The sequence below is a fragment of the Microbacterium sp. 69-10 genome, from assembly GCF_001897945.1.
Classification (GTDB): domain Bacteria; phylum Actinomycetota; class Actinomycetes; order Actinomycetales; family Microbacteriaceae; genus Microbacterium.
The window spans coordinates 106,840-122,551 of record NZ_MKRT01000023.1; the positions used below are offsets into that span (position 1 = coordinate 106,840).

Consider the following 15,712-nt stretch of genomic DNA (forward strand, 5'->3'; position numbering starts at 1 on the left):
GCGGGCGTGCTGTTCGACTTCGACAAGTTCGGCATCCGCCCCGACGCGGCGGCGACTCTGAAGACGGTCGCTGCGGCCCTGACCGAGTACAAGGTCGCGAACGCGGTCGTGTCCGGCCACACCGACGCCAAGGGCTCCGACGACTACAATCAGACGCTCTCCGAGAAGCGCGCGGCCGCCGTCGTGGCCGCGCTCAAGAAGGCCGGCGTGACCACCAACCTCACCGCCGAGGGCTACGGCGAGTCCCGTCCGGTGGCCGCGAACGAGATCGACGGCAAGGACAACCCCGCCGGACGCCAGCTGAACCGCCGCGTCGAGATCTTCATCCCGGCGAGCCTGTGATGACCGTTCAGGAGAAGCGCACCATGATCCGTCCCCTCCCCGCCCTCGCCACGGCCGCCGTGCTCGTCGCCCTGCTGAGCGGATGCTCGGTGAGCGTCATCGACGGGACCGACACGCCCGCGTCCACGACGCGGGGCGAGCCCGCGAAGGAGGTCCCCTCGGCGTCGCCGGACGCGGCTCCGACGGACGAGGGCGAGCACCCGCTGCCGAACGCCGGCACCGGCCTCGATCGCGACTCGATCACCGCCGCTGCCACCACCGTGCGCCGCTGCGACAGCTCCGGCGAGCTCACGATCCTCGACGACGCCGTGGTGGCGCGCGTGGAGGGCACGTGCAAGCGCATCATCCTGAACTCGAAGGGGTCGATGCTCGTCACCGACGACGTCACGTCGCTGGAGGTGATCGGCGACGCCAACCTCGTGCTCACCGGCTCGGTGGACCAGGTGCTCGTGAACGGCATGGGCAACACCGTGCACTGGTCGGGGGCCACGCCGACGGTCTCGGATGTCGGCTCGGGCAACACCCTCACGGCAGGATGATCCCGTGCCATCCGAACGTCCGCTGCTTCTCCTCATCGACGACGATGAGGCGATCACCGGCGCGCTGGGAGCCTTCCTGGAGCGCAGCGGTTACCGCGTCGCCGTCGCTGCGGACGGGATGCAGGGGCTGGACGCACTCGAGCGCGAGCGCCCGGCGCTGGTGGTGTGCGACGTCCTGATGCCGCATCTGGACGGGCGCGAGTTCGTCCGCCGCGTGCGCGCCGGTGACGCCATGCTGCCGATCATCCTGCTCACGCAGGTGGGCGAGTCGTGGGAGCGCAGCGCCGCCCTCGACGAGGGCGCGGACGACTACCTGAACAAGCCCTTCGATCCGCAGGAGCTGCTCTCCCGCATCCGGGCGGTGCTGCGCCGCAGCGGGAGCAGCGCCCAGCCGCTCCGCTCGGCTCAGCGGCTGCGCGCCCAGGATCTCGTGCTGGATCGCACCGCGCGCCGCGTGTGGCGGGCGGATGCCGAGCTCGTGCTTACGCCCAAGGCGTTCACGCTGCTGGAGTACCTCATGATGCATCCACAGGAGGTGCACACCCGCGAGCGGCTGCTGTCGACGCTGTGGGGGTTCGACTTCGCCACGTCGAGTCGCGCCGTGGACCACCGCATCGCCGAGCTGCGGCGGGTGATCGGCGACAACGGCGCGGAGCGCCTGATCGAGACCTCGCAGAGCGTGGGCTATCAGTTCACGTCGCCGGTGGTGCCGGGATGAAGGCGCGCACGACGGGCTGGCTGCTGGTGCCCGTGCCGCTGGTGATCGGCGGGCTGGTCGGGCTCGGCTTCGTCCTCGCCGGCGATGAGCGGATGCTGCAGATCAGCACCGCCCTGCCCGCCGTGGCCGTCGGCGCGGGGGCCGTGCTGTCGTGCCTCGTGGCGCTCCCCCTCATCGTCGTCGCCGCGCGCGGCAGCGCCCGGCGTCGCAGGGAGGCGGCGGTCGCACAGGCCGTGGACGACGGCGTGCTGCGGGAACGGGAACAGCATCGGCGCTTCCTGGCGCGCCTGGACCATGAGCTGAAGAACCCGGTGATGGCGATCCGTGCGCAGGCCGCGGCGGTCGAGCCGACGCCGGAGTGGCGCACGGTCGATGCGCAGGCCGCCAAGCTCAGCACCCTGGTGCGTGATCTGCGCAAGCTCGCCGAGCTGGAGAGCCGGCCGCTGGAGCTCGAGCAGATCGATCTGGAGGAACTGGTCCGCGAGTCCGTGCAGGCGATCGGTCAGCAGCATCCGGACGCCGCCGGGCGCTTCCAGGTGGTGGCGACCACGGTGCCGTGGCCCGTGCCGAAGGTGCGGGGCGACCTCGACCTGCTCTCGCTCGCCCTGGACAACGTGCTCGGCAACGCCGCGAAGTACTCCGCGCAGGGCGCGATCGAGGTGCGCCTGCGGGAGCAGCAGGGTACCGCCGTGATCGAGGTGGCCGACAACGGACGCGGAATTCCGGCCGAGGACCTCCCCCAGGTGTTCGACGAGCTCGCCCGCGCCGGCAACGCCAGGGACGTGCCCGGCTCCGGTATCGGCCTCACGCTGGTCGCGACCGTGCTGCGCCGGCACGGCGGCGACGTCGACGTGCGTTCGGTGGCGGATGCCGGAACCCTGGTCACCCTGCGCATCCCGGCGGCACCGGCGGCCTGAACCCGGCCGGGCATGGCGGAGGAGCGCCACGAAGCCCGCGGTCCGCAGTGCTCCGTGACGCCCCTCCGGGTGCACGGCAGGTGGTTCAGCCGTTCGCGCCCTTGCGCGGCTTGATGAAGGATTCCGGTTCGCGCTTGGCGCGCTTCTCGGCCCTCTTCTCCTTGAGCGAGAGCTTCGGCTCCTTCTTCCCTGCTCGTGACTGCGGTGTCTTACCGGACATGTGACTCGCTTCCCCTCTTTCGGCTGGCGGGTGGATGAACCTCCGACCATAGCCCGGAACCAGGGGAAAGCAAGTCGGCGACGAAGACCGGGAACGACGAAAGCCCCGGAGGACCCGGGGGCCTTCTCAGCGCGCTCAGGCCTCGTCTGCGGAGACGCGCCTGATCGCGGACTGCGGCACCAGCCATGCGCCGAAACGCGAGACGTTCGCCATCGGCGTCCACAGGCCGATGCGCGGATGATCCAGCACGATGCCGCCGGCTCCTCTCTCCCCCAGCGCGAGCGCGTATTCGAGCGCCTTCGGAGTGAGCAGGCCGAACACCACGTCCTCGCCCTGGCCGAGTGCGGCGGCGGCCGCCGCCGCCCTTTCGCGGCAGCTGTAGACGCAGACGACCGGCGCCATGCCCGGCGGCTGCACGGCGTAGGGAACGACCGCATCGTCCGTGCCCCGGTTGATGAAGAACCACACGCCCAGGCGCGTGGCGGCCTTCCAGACGGCGATCTCACCGTCGATGCCCGCCCCGCCCGCGTCGGCGTGCAGACGATCCAGCTCCGCCACCAGCACGGGTGCGTTGTCCAGATTCTCCGTATCCATCTTCCCCCTCATCCCTCGGAGCGTCATCGTCCCGATCGATCGGCAGCTATGACGAAAGCCCCCGGAGAACCGGGGGCTTTCAGCTGTGGACCTACTGCATGTTTACTCGAAACAACCAGGCGGCGCTCCCCCGGTACATAGCCTGGTCGGGAAGGCGCGGGCTTCGAAGCGCAGGAGCGCCAGCGCGCCAGCGGTGAAGCGCGCCCGGCAGCTTCGACCAGACGAGATCGAGGCGCTCATTGCGCACTACCGCGACACTGGCAGCGTCACCACCGCGGCGAAAGCTGTCGGCATCACACGCCAGACCGCGGGCAAGTACCTCACGGACGCAGGCTTCTTCACCATCCGGCGGATGAGCGACGACGACATCGCTCGCGCGCGCGAAGCGCGCGAGGCAGGTCAGTCAATCAACAGCATCGCATGCGTCACAGGCTTCAGCCCGCTCACCGTGGCAAGAGTACTCCGGTAGTGGGCCGCACTGCGGCGCCCCGCCAACTGTCGGTAGCTGGACGGGAATCGGCGACGCGTTGTCGGTACCGGGAGTCGCGACGCCCGTGCGAATCTACAGTTTCCACCTCAACGACGAGGTCGAGGTGGAAACATCTACGAAGGGAATCTCATGAGCGAGAGCCTTGCTGCCGCCGTCGACGCCGTCGTGCAGAATGCTTCACAGGGACCGGTCTCCGGCGAGGGGAGGGTTCCGGGAGTCGTCGCCGGCGTCACCGATCGCAACTCAGACATCTACCTCGGTGCATCCGGTGTTCGTGATCTCTCGACCGACACCGCGATGACCACCGACACGGTCTTCAACATCTGGTCGACGACGAAGGCCATCACCGGAACCGCGTGCCTGCAGCTCGTCGAGTCGGGCGACCTCGACCTGGACGCCCCCGCGAAGGAGTACGCCCCGGCCATCGGCGAGCTGCAGGTCATCGAGGGCTTCGACGCCGCGGGCCAGCCGATCCTGCGGGCACCGGCTAGTGACATCACTACCCACCACCTGCTGACCCACACCGCGGGCTTCGGTTACGACTTCTTCAACGAGACGTACAACCGGCTCGCCGAGGAGCACGGCCAGCCCAGCGTCGCGACCGCCACCCGAGCGGCACTCCGCACGCCGCTGCTGTTCGATCCGGGAACCAAGTGGGAGTACGGCAGCAACATCGACTGGGCAGGGCAGGTCGTCGAGGGGATCACCGGCAAGCGACTCGGAGAGGTCTTCCAGGAGCGGATCTTCGCCCCGCTCGGGATGAACGACTCCGCGTTCTCCCCCACGGCGGACATGCGGGCGCGACAAGTCCGGCACCACCAACGCGAAGCAGACGGGACCCTGACGCCGAGCGACTTCGCCGCTCCCGTCACCCCGGAGGTCGACTTCGGTGGACACGGCCTGTTCTCAACGGTGCCCGACTATCTGAGGTTCATCCGCATGTGGCTCAACGAGGGCCGCAGCGCTTCGGGCGAGCAGGTACTGTCTCCGGCATCGGTCGATCTCGGATTCACCAACCAGCTGCCGGACAACCTGCAAGTGACGATGCTTCCCGGCGTCATCGGATGGCTCTCCAACGACGCCGAGTTCTTCCCCGGCCTCAAGAAGACCTGGTCCTACACGTTCCAGTACACCGAGGACCCATGGCCGACGGGCCGACCGTCCGGCGCCATCGGATGGGCGGGTCTGGCCAATCTCTTCTACTGGATCGACCGCGACAACGGCTTCGGCGGCTACTGGGCAACGCAGATCCTCCCGTTCGCAGACGGTCCTTCGTTCACCGACTTCGTCGAGTTCGAGACCGCGGCATATAACGCGTTCGTCGAAGCCTGACCCGTCGCGGGCACGAGCGGCTGGTACGAATGAATGTCATGTCCGATCCACGCCGCGTGTTCGATCCCGAGCTCAGAGCTGCTCTGGCGGTGGTCGGCGGGGTCTTCCCGCCGACCATTACGCCGGAGCTGATCCCGTTCATGCGTCAGTCGTACGCCTCAGCGCCCCGAGCAGACCTGCTCTCAGGGCGGGAGATCGAGATCGTCGATCTCCTCATTCCCGGCCCGGATGGCGGTATAGACGCCTCGATAATCTCGCCGACGCACGCATCAGGGCCCTGCGGCGCGGTGTATCTGCTCCATTCAGGCGGCATGATGTTCGGCGACCGGTTCAGCGGCATCGACGATGCACTCGATTGGGTTGAGGATCTGGGTGTCCGAGTGCTCACCATCGAGTACCGTCTGGCGCCCGAGCACCCGCATCCCGCGCCGTTCAACGACTGCTACGCAGGACTCGTCTGGATGGCCGACCACGCCGACGACCTCGGGATCCGGCCGGACCGGATCGTCGTGGGAGGAGCAAGCGCCGGAGGCGGGCTCGCCGCGGCCGTCACGCTCGCCGCTCGCGACCGAAACGGCCCGAGGATCCGCGGGCAGCTGCTCGACTACCCGATGCTCGATGACAGGCCGACACCGTCGACAGCGATCTTCGACGGGATCGGCGTGTGGGATCGCGTCAGCAACGAGACGGGCTGGGCCGCCCTGCTCAGGAGCATCCGTCCCGTCCCGACCTACGCCGCGCCTGCCCGATCGGACGATCTGGGCGGGCTCCCCCCGGCATTCATCGACGTCGGCGCAGCGGAGATCTTTCGCGACGAGGCGGTCGACTACGCGCGCGGAATCTGGGCAGCGGGCGGCGAGGCAGAGCTGCACGTCTGGCCCGGCGCCTTTCACGCGTGCGACATCTTCGCTCCGCACGCCGGCATCTCACGACGCATGATCGCCGCTCGACGCGCGTGGCTCCGTCGGATGTTGGTGGACTGACCCAACCGGGGGATAATCGACTCACGGACGAAGGAGTCTCACCGTGCAGGAGTTGCTTGGCCGCCTGAAAGCTCTCGATCCTGCCGCGTCGCAGAGCCTGCGGGTCATCGCCTGCTTCGACGAACTCATCGTCGGAGACGTCGGCGTCCACGGACTGCTGTCCGCCGCCGCAGCACTGGCCGGTCGGCCGGTCTGCCTGGCACGGGGAACGGTGGTGACGCGCGTCGATTCCCATGGTGGGTCTATGGAGCCGGTCGGAGCTCCCATCCACGCGCATCCCGTCATGGACGATGTCGAGGTCTGGATCGAGAACCCTGCCGACGAGACGGCTGAACTGGATGCCATCATCCTCGAGCGGCTCGCGCTCGCACTCCTGATCCGGCTCGACACAAAGCGCACGTCGGCGGTGCCGCCACGCGACATGACCCTGTTGCTCGAGCGAGGATCCTCCGCCACCGACCGACGGGATGCTGCGGCCCGGCTCGGTCTCGCGACGAACGCCCGGTACCGGATCGTCGTCGCCCCACTGTTCGCGACCTGGACGCGACACCCACGCGGACCGGAGGACGTCGTCGCGACGCCGTTCGGCCCCGTCCACGCCGCCGTCGTGGACATCGACGCCGCACCTGCGGCATCGCCTGTCGGTATCGGATCGATTGCCCAGGTCGAAGAGATGGATCGATCATTCCGCACGGCGATGATCGCGCTCCGTCTCCACGACGGCTCGAGCAGTGAGACTAGTCGAGCCGACGATCTCGGAGGACTTGCTGAGATGCTCGCCGACCTCCCTGACGACCGCCACGATGACGGAGACCAGATGGCGGTCGAGATCATCGCGTCGCACCGCTGGGGCGCGATCACGATCGATGCGCTGGTTCGGTCGGGGTCCGTGCGGGAGGCAGCCCGTATCGCCCACGTGCACCACAGCACCATGACGGATCGAGTGGAGATCATCACCGACACGCTCGGATTCGATCCGATGAGCGGCATCGGCCGCACACGAATGAATCTCGCCTTCCTGCGGTGGCGCCTGCGGACATCACGCGTACTGGAACTCGTCCCAACCAGGAACGCCTGAAGCGGCGGAATGCGCTCGCAATAGCGCAGAGCTAGAGCGCGGCGCCGGCGGGGCGGGAACGCAAAGCGCGGACATATCGACACTGAAAGCCGACACAAAACGCCCGATCAGACATACTCTCGCATGTCCGATCGGGCGTCCGATCGGTGGACCTAAGGGGATTCGAACCCCTGACCTCCTCGATGCGAACGAGGCGCGCTACCAACTGCGCCATAGGCCCTGACAACTCACCTAGGCTATCACGCGCTCAGCCCGCTGCTCGACGCGCGAGCAGTTCCCGCACGTGAGCCTCGATCTCGCGGTCGTCGATGACGCCCATCCGCGAGTACGGCGACTCCGCGGCATCCGCCTTCGCGGCCGGTGCGACCAGCGGAGTCGGGACGGGCGGCGCGAGCTCCTCGGCGCGACGACGCAGCTCGGCGCGCCGAGCCGCACGGCGGCGCTCCTCCTGCGCGTCCTGCTGGGCGCGGGCCTGCTGAGCGCGGGAACCCGCGACGTCGACCATCGGCTGCGGCAGCGGACGGGGAGTCCAGGACGCCGGGCCCTGGTCGTGCAGCGGCGGCGAGACGCGCTCGGCCTGCGGCACGGCGACCGGCGCCGCGGCGCGGCGGACCGCATTCCGCGCGACCTGCGACATGCGCACCAGCACCATCACGCCGAGCACGGCGACGACTGCTCCGGATGCCGCCAGCATCCAGCCGCCGGTGGAGAGGTAGTCCCAGACGCCGAAGCCGATCATGGCGGCGGCGATGACCAGTCCGGCAGTGGCCGTGAGACGCAGCCGGCGACGGGCCCTGGCCTGACGGACGAGCGGATCGCGCCTGGTCTCCGCGAGCTCCTGACGGAGACGCTCCAGCTCGGCGTTCTCCTTCTCGGCCTGCACGCGCTTTGCGAGTCGCTGCTGCTGCATGACCGTGCGCGCGGTCAGCTCGAGGCGGACCTCCTCGGGGGTCTCACTGGTCTCGGCCAGCACCCGCAGGGCCTGGTTCAGCCGGACGGCGTTGCGCTCGGCGGCGTAGTACTGATGCCGTCCCCGCCAGCTGGGCAGGAAGTACAGTGCCCACAGCAGGACGGCGACGACGACGATCACGCCCCCACTCAGCACCGGCCCATCCATAGAGACCACGGTAAGCGAGCGGATCCGAACCGCCGCGAAACAGGCTTCGCGTGTCGCGGCGATTGCGCCTCAGATCTCCGACGGAGCCACCCCGAGGCCCGGCGGGACGCGCCCCTGCACCCAGCGCGTGAGCACGCCCTCCGGTACGTCCTCCGTGACCAGCGCGAACGCATGGTGGTCGCGCCAGTCGCCGTCGATGTGGATGTACCGCCGGCGCAGTCCCTCGTACCGGAAGCCGAGCTTCTCCACCACGCGCAGGCTCGCGCGGTTCTCCGGGCGGATGCAGATCTCCATCCGGTGCAGGCCGAACTGATCGAAGGCCGCGTCCGTCGCCATCGCCACGGCGGTCGGGGTGATCCCCCGGCCCGCGAACCGCTCGCTGACCCAGTACCCGATAGTGGCTGATCCCAGCGAGCCGCGCGCCACGCCCCAGATGTTGAGCTGGCCGGCGATCTCCCCGTCGTACTCCATCACGAACGGGTACCCGGCGCCGTCCCGGTGCTGCTGCAGCAGCCGGCGGATGCTGACGCGCATGTCGAAGGATGCGACGCCGCCGGGGATCGTCGCCTCCCACGGCCGCAGCCAGGAGCGGTTGGAGAGCAGCTCGCGCTGCAGGGTGCGCGCGTCTCTGCCGCGGATCAGTCTCAGCCCCACCGGGCCGTGCTGCATCGGGTCGAAGCCGTCGGTCGCCATGTCGGTGCGTCGGCTACAGGCTGCCGGCGAAGTCCTTCAGCCAGGGACGCAGGTCCGCCCCCAGGTCGTCGCGGTCGACGGCCAGCTGCACGATCGCCTTGATGTAGTCGACCCGGTCCCCCGTGTCGTAGCGACGGCCGCGGAACACCACGCCGACCACACCGGGCCCGTCGGGGTCGGTGGCGAGCTCCTGCAGGGCATCGGTCAGCTGGATCTCCCCGCCCTTGCCCGGCGGCGTGCGCTCGAGCACCTCGAAGACGGCAGGAGGGAGCACATACCGTCCGATGACGGCGAGATCGGAGGGGGCGTCCTCGGCGCTCGGCTTCTCGACGAGCCCGGTCACCCTGACGGCGCCGTCCGCGTCGGTGCCGGAGGTTTCGGCGACCCCGTAGAGATGGATGCTCTCGGCCGGCACCTGCATGAGCGCGATCACCGCGGCCCCGGTGCGCTCGTGCGCGGCGATCATCTCGGTCAGCAGCGGGTCGCGCTCGTCGATGAGGTCATCGCCGAGCAGCACCGCGAAGGAGCTGTCGCCCACGTGGGTCCTGGCCCGCAGCACGGCGTGTCCGAGCCCCTTCGGCTCGCCCTGCCGCACGAAGTGGATGTCGGCGAGGTCGCTCGACTTCATGACGCGTTCCAGGCGGCCGTGGTCGCCCTTCTGCTGCAGCTTGACCTCCAGCTCCGGCACCGAGTCGAAGTGGTCTGAGATGGCGTTCTTGTTGCGTCCGATGATGACCAGGATGTCGTCGATCCCGGCGCTCACGGCCTCTTCCACGACGTACTGGATCGCGGGCTTGTCGACGACGGGGAGCATCTCCTTGGGCATCGCCTTCGTCGCCGGGAGGAACCGGGTTCCGAGCCCCGCAGCGGGGATGACCGCCTTCATCTTGCTCATCCGGTCAGCATACCGGCGGCATCCGCTCGCACGGCGGGCCCGCAGGCGGCCCGCCGTATGATCGGAGCATGCCCGGCGACGAGGAACAGCAGAAGCGAGCACTGCGTGCAGAGCTGCGCGAACGACGGCAACTGCTGTCCGATTCGCAGCGCGAGTCCGCCTCGGACGGCGTGGCCGCGCAGCTCCATGAGCTCATCCGCGCGCACGGGGCCCGCTCGGTGTCGTGCTTCCTGTCCACGACCACCGAGCCGGGGACGCGCCGCTTCGTGCGCGAGGCCGTCGCCGGCGGCATCCGCGTGCTGCTCCCGATCACCCGCGCCGACGGGCTGCTGGACTGGGCGGTCGCGAACGACAGCGACGAGGTGTCCGAGGGGCTGTACGGCCTCCCGGAGCCGACCGGCGAGGTGCTCGGCCCGATCGCCGTGAACGATGTGGACCTGATGATCATCCCCGCCGCCGCGATCGACCGCACCGGCACCCGGCTGGGCTGGGGACGCGGCTACTTCGACAAGACGATCGGCTCCATGGAGAAGTGCCCGCCGGTGTACGCGGTCATCTATGATTCCGAAGTACTCGATTCGCTGCCGCGCGAGGTCCACGACCAGCCGGTGGATGGCATCGTCACCCCGACGCAGACCATCGCCCTGTCGCCCGCGCGCCACTGAGACTCCCGCACCGAGCCCGAAGGAACCAGGAACTCCCATGCCCACCTACGCCTACGCCTGCACGGCCTGCGGCCACCGCTTCGACGCCGTGCAGAGCTTCTCGGAGGACTCCCTCACCGTCTGCCCGGAGTGCGGCGGCGCGCTGCGCAAGCAGTACGGAACCGTGGGCGTGACCTTCAACGGCTCGGGCTTCTATCGCACCGACTCGCGCGGAAATACTGGTGCGGCGGCGGGAAGTCAGGCATCATCCAAGGTGGATTCTTCGACCGGCTCCAATCCGGCGCCCGCGAAGACCCCGGCCTCGAGCTGAGGTCGAACACAACTCCAGGGGGAGTCCATGTTCCAGGGATTCAAGGAATTCATCGCCAAGGGCAATGTCATCGACCTTGCCGTCGCAGTCGTCATCGGCGCGGCCTTCTCGGCCATCATCGCCGCTCTCGTCGACAACCTCATCAACCCGATCATCGGTCTGATCTTCAACGCCGACGACCTCAGCCACGTCAAGCTCGGCGTGATCGGGATCGGCGCAATCATCGGTGCGGTCATCAACTTCCTGGCCGTCGCCCTGATCGTGTACTTCGTGTTCGTCCTGCCGATGAACAAGTACAAGGAGCACCAGGCCGCCAAGAACCCGGCCGTCGAGGAGGAGACCCTCCCCAGCGAGCAGGAGCTGCTCATCGAGATCCGCGACGCGCTGCGCAAGAACGCCGCCGGCTGACCTCGGCCACCACGCCGACGAGCGCCTCGTCCCTTCGGGGGCGGGGCGCTCTTCCGCATCCCGGCGCTCACCCGGTGCGCTCAGTAGTGCGGGGGCACCTCGCGCAGCATCCGCTCGTCGTTGGGACCGCGGTCGCCCTCGGTCCCGGCGTGACGCTCCTCGCGCACGTGCGGCTCCGCAGTGGTCCCCGCCACGGGGGTCAGTCGCGCGCGCCGGGCGCCGGGGACGCGCTCGATGTGCTGACGCTCCTGGTCACTCATCGATGTCGAACGGCTGCGTGTCATTGTCGGCGCGGACGGCGTCCTCCTCGATGCCGAGGACGGTGGCGATGCGCCGCGCGACCGTCGCGGGGTCGCTGTAGAGATCGAACGCGTGCACGCGCACGTAGTGCCAGCCCAGGCGCCGCAGCACCTGCGGACGCAGCCGCAGGCTCTCCCGCAGCGACTCGTCGCGGGACTCCGGGTCGGACTCGATCACGACCGCCCGTCCGCCGTGCTGCGCGACCAGCGGCAGCAGACCGCGGTAGTCGACGTCGACGGATGCCCCGAGACGCCGCAGCTCGCGCGCCAGGGCCAGGGTGAGCGGATCGGCGAGATCCTCGAGACGGGCGTCCCGGCCGCGGGCGGCGAGGCTGCCGAGGATCGACATCAGCGTGGAGGCGCCGTGCTCCAGGCGTCCCTCGTCGAAGGCGGAGGGGCGGATGCAGGACACGATCACCATCGAGCGACGGGCGCGGGTCATCCCGACCGTGAGCAGCCGCTCGCCGTCCTCCTGCGACAGGTCTCCGAAATCGCTGAGCACGCGGCCATGCCTGGTCAGGCCGAACCCGAGGGAGAAGATCACCCGGTCGCGGCTCTCCGCCACGGACTCCTCGAGGGTCAGCACCGCGAACGGCTCCTCGGTGTCGCGTCCCACGAACTCCGCCACGTCGGACCGGCCGGAGAAGGCGGATGCCACGGCTGCGCGCACGCGCTCGGCGTGACGCCGGCTGGCGGTGACGACCATGAGCGACTCGGACGGGCGGTTGATCGCGTGCTCCACAACGAGGGTCACGACGCGTGCGACCTCGGCATCCGGGCTCTCCACCGCGCCCGACTCCGGATCCGGGTTGCCGACGCCACCCTCGACGTAGTCGACGGTGAGGCTCCCCCGGCCGAGGTAGGACCCCGCCCATGGGAGGGATACGATCTCGCCGCCGTAGAAGGCGTCGTTGATGAGCTCGGCGAGGTCCTCTCCCCCGGCCCGGTAGCTGCGGGTCAGGGTGCACACCTCGAACAGCTCGGCGAGGCGCTCGAACACCGAGACGTCGTCGAACGGCACCTCGGGCTCCCACTCCGGATCCGGCACGGTCGCCACAGAGAACGGCGTGGGCCGCTGCGTGACAGGGTCGCCGAAGGCGACCACCTGACGCGCGCGGCGGATGGCCGGGGCCGCCTCGGTGAGGTTCACCGCAGCCGCATCGACCAGCAGCACGGCGTCGAACTTCACGGAGTCGGGGATCTCGGGCACCTGATACGGCGAGGCGATCCACACCGGCGCCAGCACGCGCACCAGGTCGGGTGCCGCCGTGACGATCTCGGCCGGGCTGGCCTCGCCGTGCTTGAGCGCGCGACGGAGGTTGGCGGCCTGCTCGGGCTCGTCGACGATCGCGATGCGCCACTGACTGGCGAGGTTCCACGCCAGGAGCGGTCCCGCCATCGCGGTGTGCGCCTCGTCGACGAGGCGGAAGTCGCGCTCCAGCCGGTCCACCACCGAGGTGTTCGCCCCGAGCAGCGAGCGGTCGTCCTGGAGTGCGCGCTCGAGCAGAGACTGCCACCACGCGAACTCCAGCTCGTCCGCCACCCGCTCCTCCGGCACGTGCCGTACCGACAGGTCGGACAGCAGCGGGCGCAGACCGAGCCCGGTGAGCGCGTCCCTGATCTGGGTGCGCTCGACGAGGTTGTCGAACACGGCGCTGCGCGCCGCGAGACCGGAGAGCGTGCGCACGAGACGCGCGACGGGGAGCGCGGCGAGCGGCTCCTTGCGCCCCAGTGCGGCATCCAGCTCGGCGAGCTCGGCCGACACCCGCTGCCACGCGACGTGCACGTCGGAGAGGCCGAGCGGCACCTGCGGTGCGACGCCGGCGTCGACGTAGCGCTGCCACTGGGAGCGCTGGTACTGGATGCGCAGCAGCGCCTCGTGCATCTCGAGCACCTGAGCGCCGGGGCGCACGTACTCGCGGGCGAGGCGCTTGAGGCGCCGGCGGTTGGCCGACGACATCCCCGGCGCGTCACGGCGCGACCCGTGCGCCTGGATGAGCTCGCCCAGTGGACGCTCGAACACGGTGGGGCTGAAGCGGTCCAGGGAGTCGCGGATGCCCCCCAGCAGCTGCAGGTACTCGCCGAGCTCGTCGATCGTGCCGAACGGGCGCATGCTGGTCTGTGCGATCAGCTCGTAACCGCGCTCGAGCAGCGCGGGCACGGCGGTGCCGTGCAGTTCGCCGGCCAGCGCATGCGCCTTCTGCGCCGCCTCCGTGCTCTCGAAGCTCACGCCGTACCAGGGCGAGTCGTCCGGCCCGAAGCGGAACTCGCCGAGCTTCGCCGCCCGCGTGAGCGCCTTCGCGGCATCCGTCCGGTCCCCCGCCAGGCCCTCCAGCGTCTGCATCGACAGCCGCGCACCGGTCGACGGCGGCACCGGCAGCGATGCCATCCGGGTCAGCTGGCGGGTGGCGTCGAGCACGGATGCTCCGGTGCGGCCGACCTCGCCCGTCAGGGCGCGGCGGTAGTCCCGCAGCACGGCGCGGAGCCGGACGAGGGCCTCGTCGACCTCGGTCGCCTTGGGCTGCGTCGCCTTCTCGCTGCGGGCGATCGATCGGATGAGGTCGCGTCGCACGGCCGCCGGGGAGACGGCCAGGCCCTCGAGCCCGATGCCCGCCAGGCGGTGACGGACGCCGTCGAGCGTGGAGCGCCGGGTCGAGACCACGAGCACCCGCTTGCCTGCGCGCACGAACGCGCCGAGGGCATTGATCACGGTCTGCGTGCCGCCCGTGCCCGGCAGGGTGGAGACGACCAGCGAATGCCCGGCCGCGATCCGCGCGAGCACCTCCTCCTGCTCGGCATCCGCGTCCAGCAGCAGCGTCTCGGCGGCCGGGGCCCGGTCGTCGGGTCCGTGCACGGCCGGTGCCTCCCGGCGTGCCGACACCTGCTCGCGGTCGCTGGCGTGCCCGCCGAGCGCGTTGAGCACGGGGTGGTCGAGCTCGACCATGTCGCGCACCATGGCGCCGGACACGTCGGCGAAGGTGGAGACCACCAGTCGCGGGTGCACGGCGAACGTGTCGATGGAGTGCGTGAGGGCGCGCAGCTGGTCGATCACCGGCTGCGGCTTGAAGATGCCGCCGTCGTAGGCGAGGGATGCCAGGCCAGGGCCGTCGAGGGTGAGCCCGAAGTGGTCGCGGGCGACGCGGATGAGCTCCGGGTTCACCTCGAAGCCGCCGTGCAGCTTGAGCTCGAAGTCGGCGTGGTGACGACGGATCGCCAGCGGGCGCAGCAGCACAGGAGCGGAGAAGGCCGCACCGCCGATCCGCCAGCGTGCGATGCCCACCGCCAGCCGCACGGCGTCGATGCCGCGGACCGTGCGCAGCTCGGTGTTGCGCGCCGTGATCCGCTCGGCCGCCATCCGCGCCGTGCGCAGGCCCACCTCGTCGCGGAACAGGTTCGACAGGAGGGTGGAGCGCCCGGTGATGAACTGGGGAAGGCTGCCGGGGTGCGCCTTGGAGATGTCGATCCCGGCCTCGGGCGTGTCGCCGAAGGTGACCAGCGGCGAGGCGCCGCCGAGATCGGCGGCCTCGGCGCGCAGGGTGGTGCGTCGTGCCTCCGCGGCGTGGGCGATGTCGATGCCCGTCGATGAGTCGCTGAGCTCCCCGAGGTTCATCGCGGCATCCTCTCCCGCGTCCTCGGCGCCCTTCGCCTCACGTCGCCACACATCTGAAAGCCTAAGCGCGACGCGCCCGGGGGCCGGTATCCCGGGCCGATTCGCGCGGATTGGCGCCGACGGACTCGTACGAACATCCTCCCTGCACAGGGGATGTTTCCGTGCGGGTTGTCCACGGAGACCGGGATCCACGCCGTCCGCCGTCCCGCAGCGCAGGAAGATGGGTGGCATGACCTTTCGACACGACTTCGTCCCGACGCCCTTCGGCGACGCCCTGGCGGTCTTCTCGGACGACGGCATCGTCAGCTTCGACCTCTCGGAGTCGGCCGCCCCGAGCGTGCCGTGGCTGCTCGAGGGGATCAGCCGGCGACTGGGCGAGGTCCCCGACGAGGCGCCCGGCGCCGGCGACGAGCTCGCCCACCTGCTCGACGACTACTTCGAGGGCGCGCCGATCCGCTTCGACGAGCACATCCGCTTCGACTGGCGCCTGATCGACGGCTTC

General features: G+C 69.9%; 18 protein-coding genes, 1 tRNA gene and 1 pseudogene. 12 read left to right on the forward strand and 8 right to left on the reverse strand.

Features of this window, described 5'->3' with window-relative positions; all coding sequences use genetic code 11:
• From BGN97_RS10695 to BGN97_RS10710, 4 genes are all read left to right on the forward strand, one after another.
• The coding region (locus BGN97_RS10695; RefSeq protein WP_292701132.1) for an OmpA family protein at positions 1-342 on the forward strand (342 nt) is incomplete at its 5' end.
• A gap of 23 nt (positions 343-365) precedes the next feature.
• Complete coding sequence (locus tag BGN97_RS10700) at positions 366-881, forward strand: DUF3060 domain-containing protein (RefSeq protein ID WP_292701134.1); 516 nt, start codon at positions 366-368, stop codon at positions 879-881.
• A gap of 4 nt (positions 882-885) precedes the next feature.
• A complete protein-coding gene (locus tag BGN97_RS10705) occupies positions 886-1,599 on the forward strand; it encodes a response regulator transcription factor (RefSeq protein WP_292701135.1) in 714 nt (237 codons plus the stop codon).
• On the forward strand, positions 1,596-2,516 hold the full coding sequence (locus tag BGN97_RS10710; protein ID WP_292701137.1) for a HAMP domain-containing sensor histidine kinase: 921 nt from the start codon (positions 1,596-1,598) through the stop codon (positions 2,514-2,516). The genes BGN97_RS10705 and BGN97_RS10710 overlap by 4 nt, the downstream gene beginning before the upstream one ends.
• A gap of 85 nt (positions 2,517-2,601) precedes the next feature.
• On the opposite strand, the gene BGN97_RS10715 is transcribed toward BGN97_RS10710, so the two are convergent.
• Entirely contained in the window at positions 2,602-2,736 is a 135-nt protein-coding gene (locus BGN97_RS10715; RefSeq protein WP_292701140.1) for a hypothetical protein, read from the reverse strand.
• 135 nt (positions 2,737-2,871) lie between these two features.
• The gene (locus BGN97_RS10720; protein ID WP_292701143.1) at positions 2,872-3,330 is read right to left on the reverse strand and encodes a hypothetical protein; all 459 of its coding nucleotides are present in this window, start codon (positions 3,328-3,330) and stop codon (positions 2,872-2,874) included.
• A 193-nt stretch (positions 3,331-3,523) separates the two neighbouring features.
• On the opposite strand from BGN97_RS10720, the gene BGN97_RS10725 reads away from it, so the two are divergent.
• The 4 genes from BGN97_RS10725 (at position 3,524) to BGN97_RS10740 (ending at position 7,213) form a co-directional block, all read left to right on the forward strand.
• Entirely contained in the window at positions 3,524-3,799 is a 276-nt protein-coding gene (locus tag BGN97_RS10725; protein WP_292701146.1) for a hypothetical protein, read from the forward strand.
• A 150-nt stretch (positions 3,800-3,949) separates the two neighbouring features.
• The gene (locus BGN97_RS10730) at positions 3,950-5,152 is read left to right on the forward strand and encodes a serine hydrolase domain-containing protein (RefSeq protein ID WP_292701149.1); all 1,203 of its coding nucleotides are present in this window, start codon (positions 3,950-3,952) and stop codon (positions 5,150-5,152) included.
• A gap of 38 nt (positions 5,153-5,190) precedes the next feature.
• Positions 5,191-6,135: an alpha/beta hydrolase gene (locus tag BGN97_RS10735; RefSeq protein ID WP_084603799.1), complete on the forward strand. Its 945-nt coding sequence runs from the start codon at positions 5,191-5,193 to the stop codon at positions 6,133-6,135.
• 607 nt (positions 6,136-6,742) lie between these two features.
• Entirely contained in the window at positions 6,743-7,213 is a 471-nt protein-coding gene (locus BGN97_RS10740) for a helix-turn-helix domain-containing protein (protein ID WP_292701155.1), read from the forward strand.
• A gap of 147 nt (positions 7,214-7,360) precedes the next feature.
• Here BGN97_RS10740 and BGN97_RS10745 read toward each other — a convergent pair.
• The 4 genes from BGN97_RS10745 to galU form a co-directional block, all read right to left on the reverse strand.
• Positions 7,361-7,433: transfer RNA gene (locus BGN97_RS10745), tRNA-Ala, on the reverse strand.
• A gap of 27 nt (positions 7,434-7,460) precedes the next feature.
• Positions 7,461-8,330, reverse strand: a complete 870-nt coding sequence (locus BGN97_RS10750) for a hypothetical protein (RefSeq protein ID WP_292701158.1) — start codon at positions 8,328-8,330, stop codon at positions 7,461-7,463.
• A gap of 69 nt (positions 8,331-8,399) precedes the next feature.
• Entirely contained in the window at positions 8,400-8,999 is a 600-nt protein-coding gene (locus tag BGN97_RS10755; RefSeq protein ID WP_292701237.1) for a GNAT family protein, read from the reverse strand.
• Between the two features lie 37 nt (positions 9,000-9,036).
• Positions 9,037-9,918: a UTP--glucose-1-phosphate uridylyltransferase GalU gene (gene galU / locus BGN97_RS10760; RefSeq protein ID WP_292701160.1), complete on the reverse strand. Its 882-nt coding sequence runs from the start codon at positions 9,916-9,918 to the stop codon at positions 9,037-9,039.
• Between the two features lie 68 nt (positions 9,919-9,986).
• Between galU and BGN97_RS10765 the strand changes: the two genes are divergently transcribed.
• The 3 genes from BGN97_RS10765 to mscL are packed head-to-tail and all read left to right on the forward strand — an operon-like array spanning position 9,987 to position 11,301.
• Positions 9,987-10,583: a 5-formyltetrahydrofolate cyclo-ligase gene (locus BGN97_RS10765; protein ID WP_292701162.1), complete on the forward strand. Its 597-nt coding sequence runs from the start codon at positions 9,987-9,989 to the stop codon at positions 10,581-10,583.
• Positions 10,584-10,620: 37 nt separating this feature from the next.
• A complete protein-coding gene (locus tag BGN97_RS10770) occupies positions 10,621-10,893 on the forward strand; it encodes an FmdB family zinc ribbon protein (protein WP_292701165.1) in 273 nt (90 codons plus the stop codon).
• A gap of 27 nt (positions 10,894-10,920) precedes the next feature.
• Entirely contained in the window at positions 10,921-11,301 is a 381-nt protein-coding gene (mscL, locus tag BGN97_RS10775) for a large conductance mechanosensitive channel protein MscL (RefSeq protein WP_292701168.1), read from the forward strand.
• A gap of 80 nt (positions 11,302-11,381) precedes the next feature.
• Here the strand turns inward: mscL and BGN97_RS10780 are convergent, their stop codons facing one another.
• Positions 11,382-11,561 (reverse strand): hypothetical protein, encoded by a 180-nt coding sequence (locus BGN97_RS10780; RefSeq protein ID WP_292701171.1) that lies wholly within the window; start codon positions 11,559-11,561, stop codon positions 11,382-11,384.
• Positions 11,554-15,210: an AAA family ATPase gene (locus BGN97_RS10785; protein WP_292701239.1), complete on the reverse strand. Its 3,657-nt coding sequence runs from the start codon at positions 15,208-15,210 to the stop codon at positions 11,554-11,556. Before BGN97_RS10785 ends, BGN97_RS10780 begins: the two co-directional genes overlap by 8 nt.
• 229 nt (positions 15,211-15,439) lie before the next feature.
• On the opposite strand from BGN97_RS10785, the pseudogene BGN97_RS10790 reads away from it, so the two are divergent.
• A pseudogene (locus BGN97_RS10790) lies at positions 15,440-15,712 on the forward strand (methylated-DNA--[protein]-cysteine S-methyltransferase); the annotation flags it as partial.

Bases quoted from the DNA above. Each gene is read 5' to 3' on its own strand.
- BGN97_RS10785 (WP_292701239.1), bottom strand. From the start codon at position 15,210: ATGAACCTCGGGGAGCTCAGCGACTCATCGACGGGCATCGACATCGCC.
- BGN97_RS10735 (WP_084603799.1), top strand. From the start codon at position 5,191: ATGTCCGATCCACGCCGCGTGTTCGATCCCGAGCTCAGAGCTGCTCTG.
- mscL (WP_292701168.1), top strand. From the start codon at position 10,921: ATGTTCCAGGGATTCAAGGAATTCATCGCCAAGGGCAATGTCATCGAC.
- BGN97_RS10770 (WP_292701165.1), top strand. From the start codon at position 10,621: ATGCCCACCTACGCCTACGCCTGCACGGCCTGCGGCCACCGCTTCGAC.
- BGN97_RS10730 (WP_292701149.1), top strand. From the start codon at position 3,950: ATGAGCGAGAGCCTTGCTGCCGCCGTCGACGCCGTCGTGCAGAATGCT.
- BGN97_RS10750 (WP_292701158.1), bottom strand. From the start codon at position 8,330: ATGGATGGGCCGGTGCTGAGTGGGGGCGTGATCGTCGTCGTCGCCGTC.
- BGN97_RS10710 (WP_292701137.1), top strand. From the start codon at position 1,596: ATGAAGGCGCGCACGACGGGCTGGCTGCTGGTGCCCGTGCCGCTGGTG.
- BGN97_RS10780 (WP_292701171.1), bottom strand. From the start codon at position 11,561: ATGAGTGACCAGGAGCGTCAGCACATCGAGCGCGTCCCCGGCGCCCGG.
- BGN97_RS10700 (WP_292701134.1), top strand. From the start codon at position 366: ATGATCCGTCCCCTCCCCGCCCTCGCCACGGCCGCCGTGCTCGTCGCC.
- BGN97_RS10755 (WP_292701237.1), bottom strand. From the start codon at position 8,999: ATGCAGCACGGCCCGGTGGGGCTGAGACTGATCCGCGGCAGAGACGCG.
- BGN97_RS10720 (WP_292701143.1), bottom strand. From the start codon at position 3,330: ATGGATACGGAGAATCTGGACAACGCACCCGTGCTGGTGGCGGAGCTG.
- BGN97_RS10715 (WP_292701140.1), bottom strand. From the start codon at position 2,736: ATGTCCGGTAAGACACCGCAGTCACGAGCAGGGAAGAAGGAGCCGAAG.
- galU (WP_292701160.1), bottom strand. From the start codon at position 9,918: ATGAGCAAGATGAAGGCGGTCATCCCCGCTGCGGGGCTCGGAACCCGG.
- BGN97_RS10765 (WP_292701162.1), top strand. From the start codon at position 9,987: ATGCCCGGCGACGAGGAACAGCAGAAGCGAGCACTGCGTGCAGAGCTG.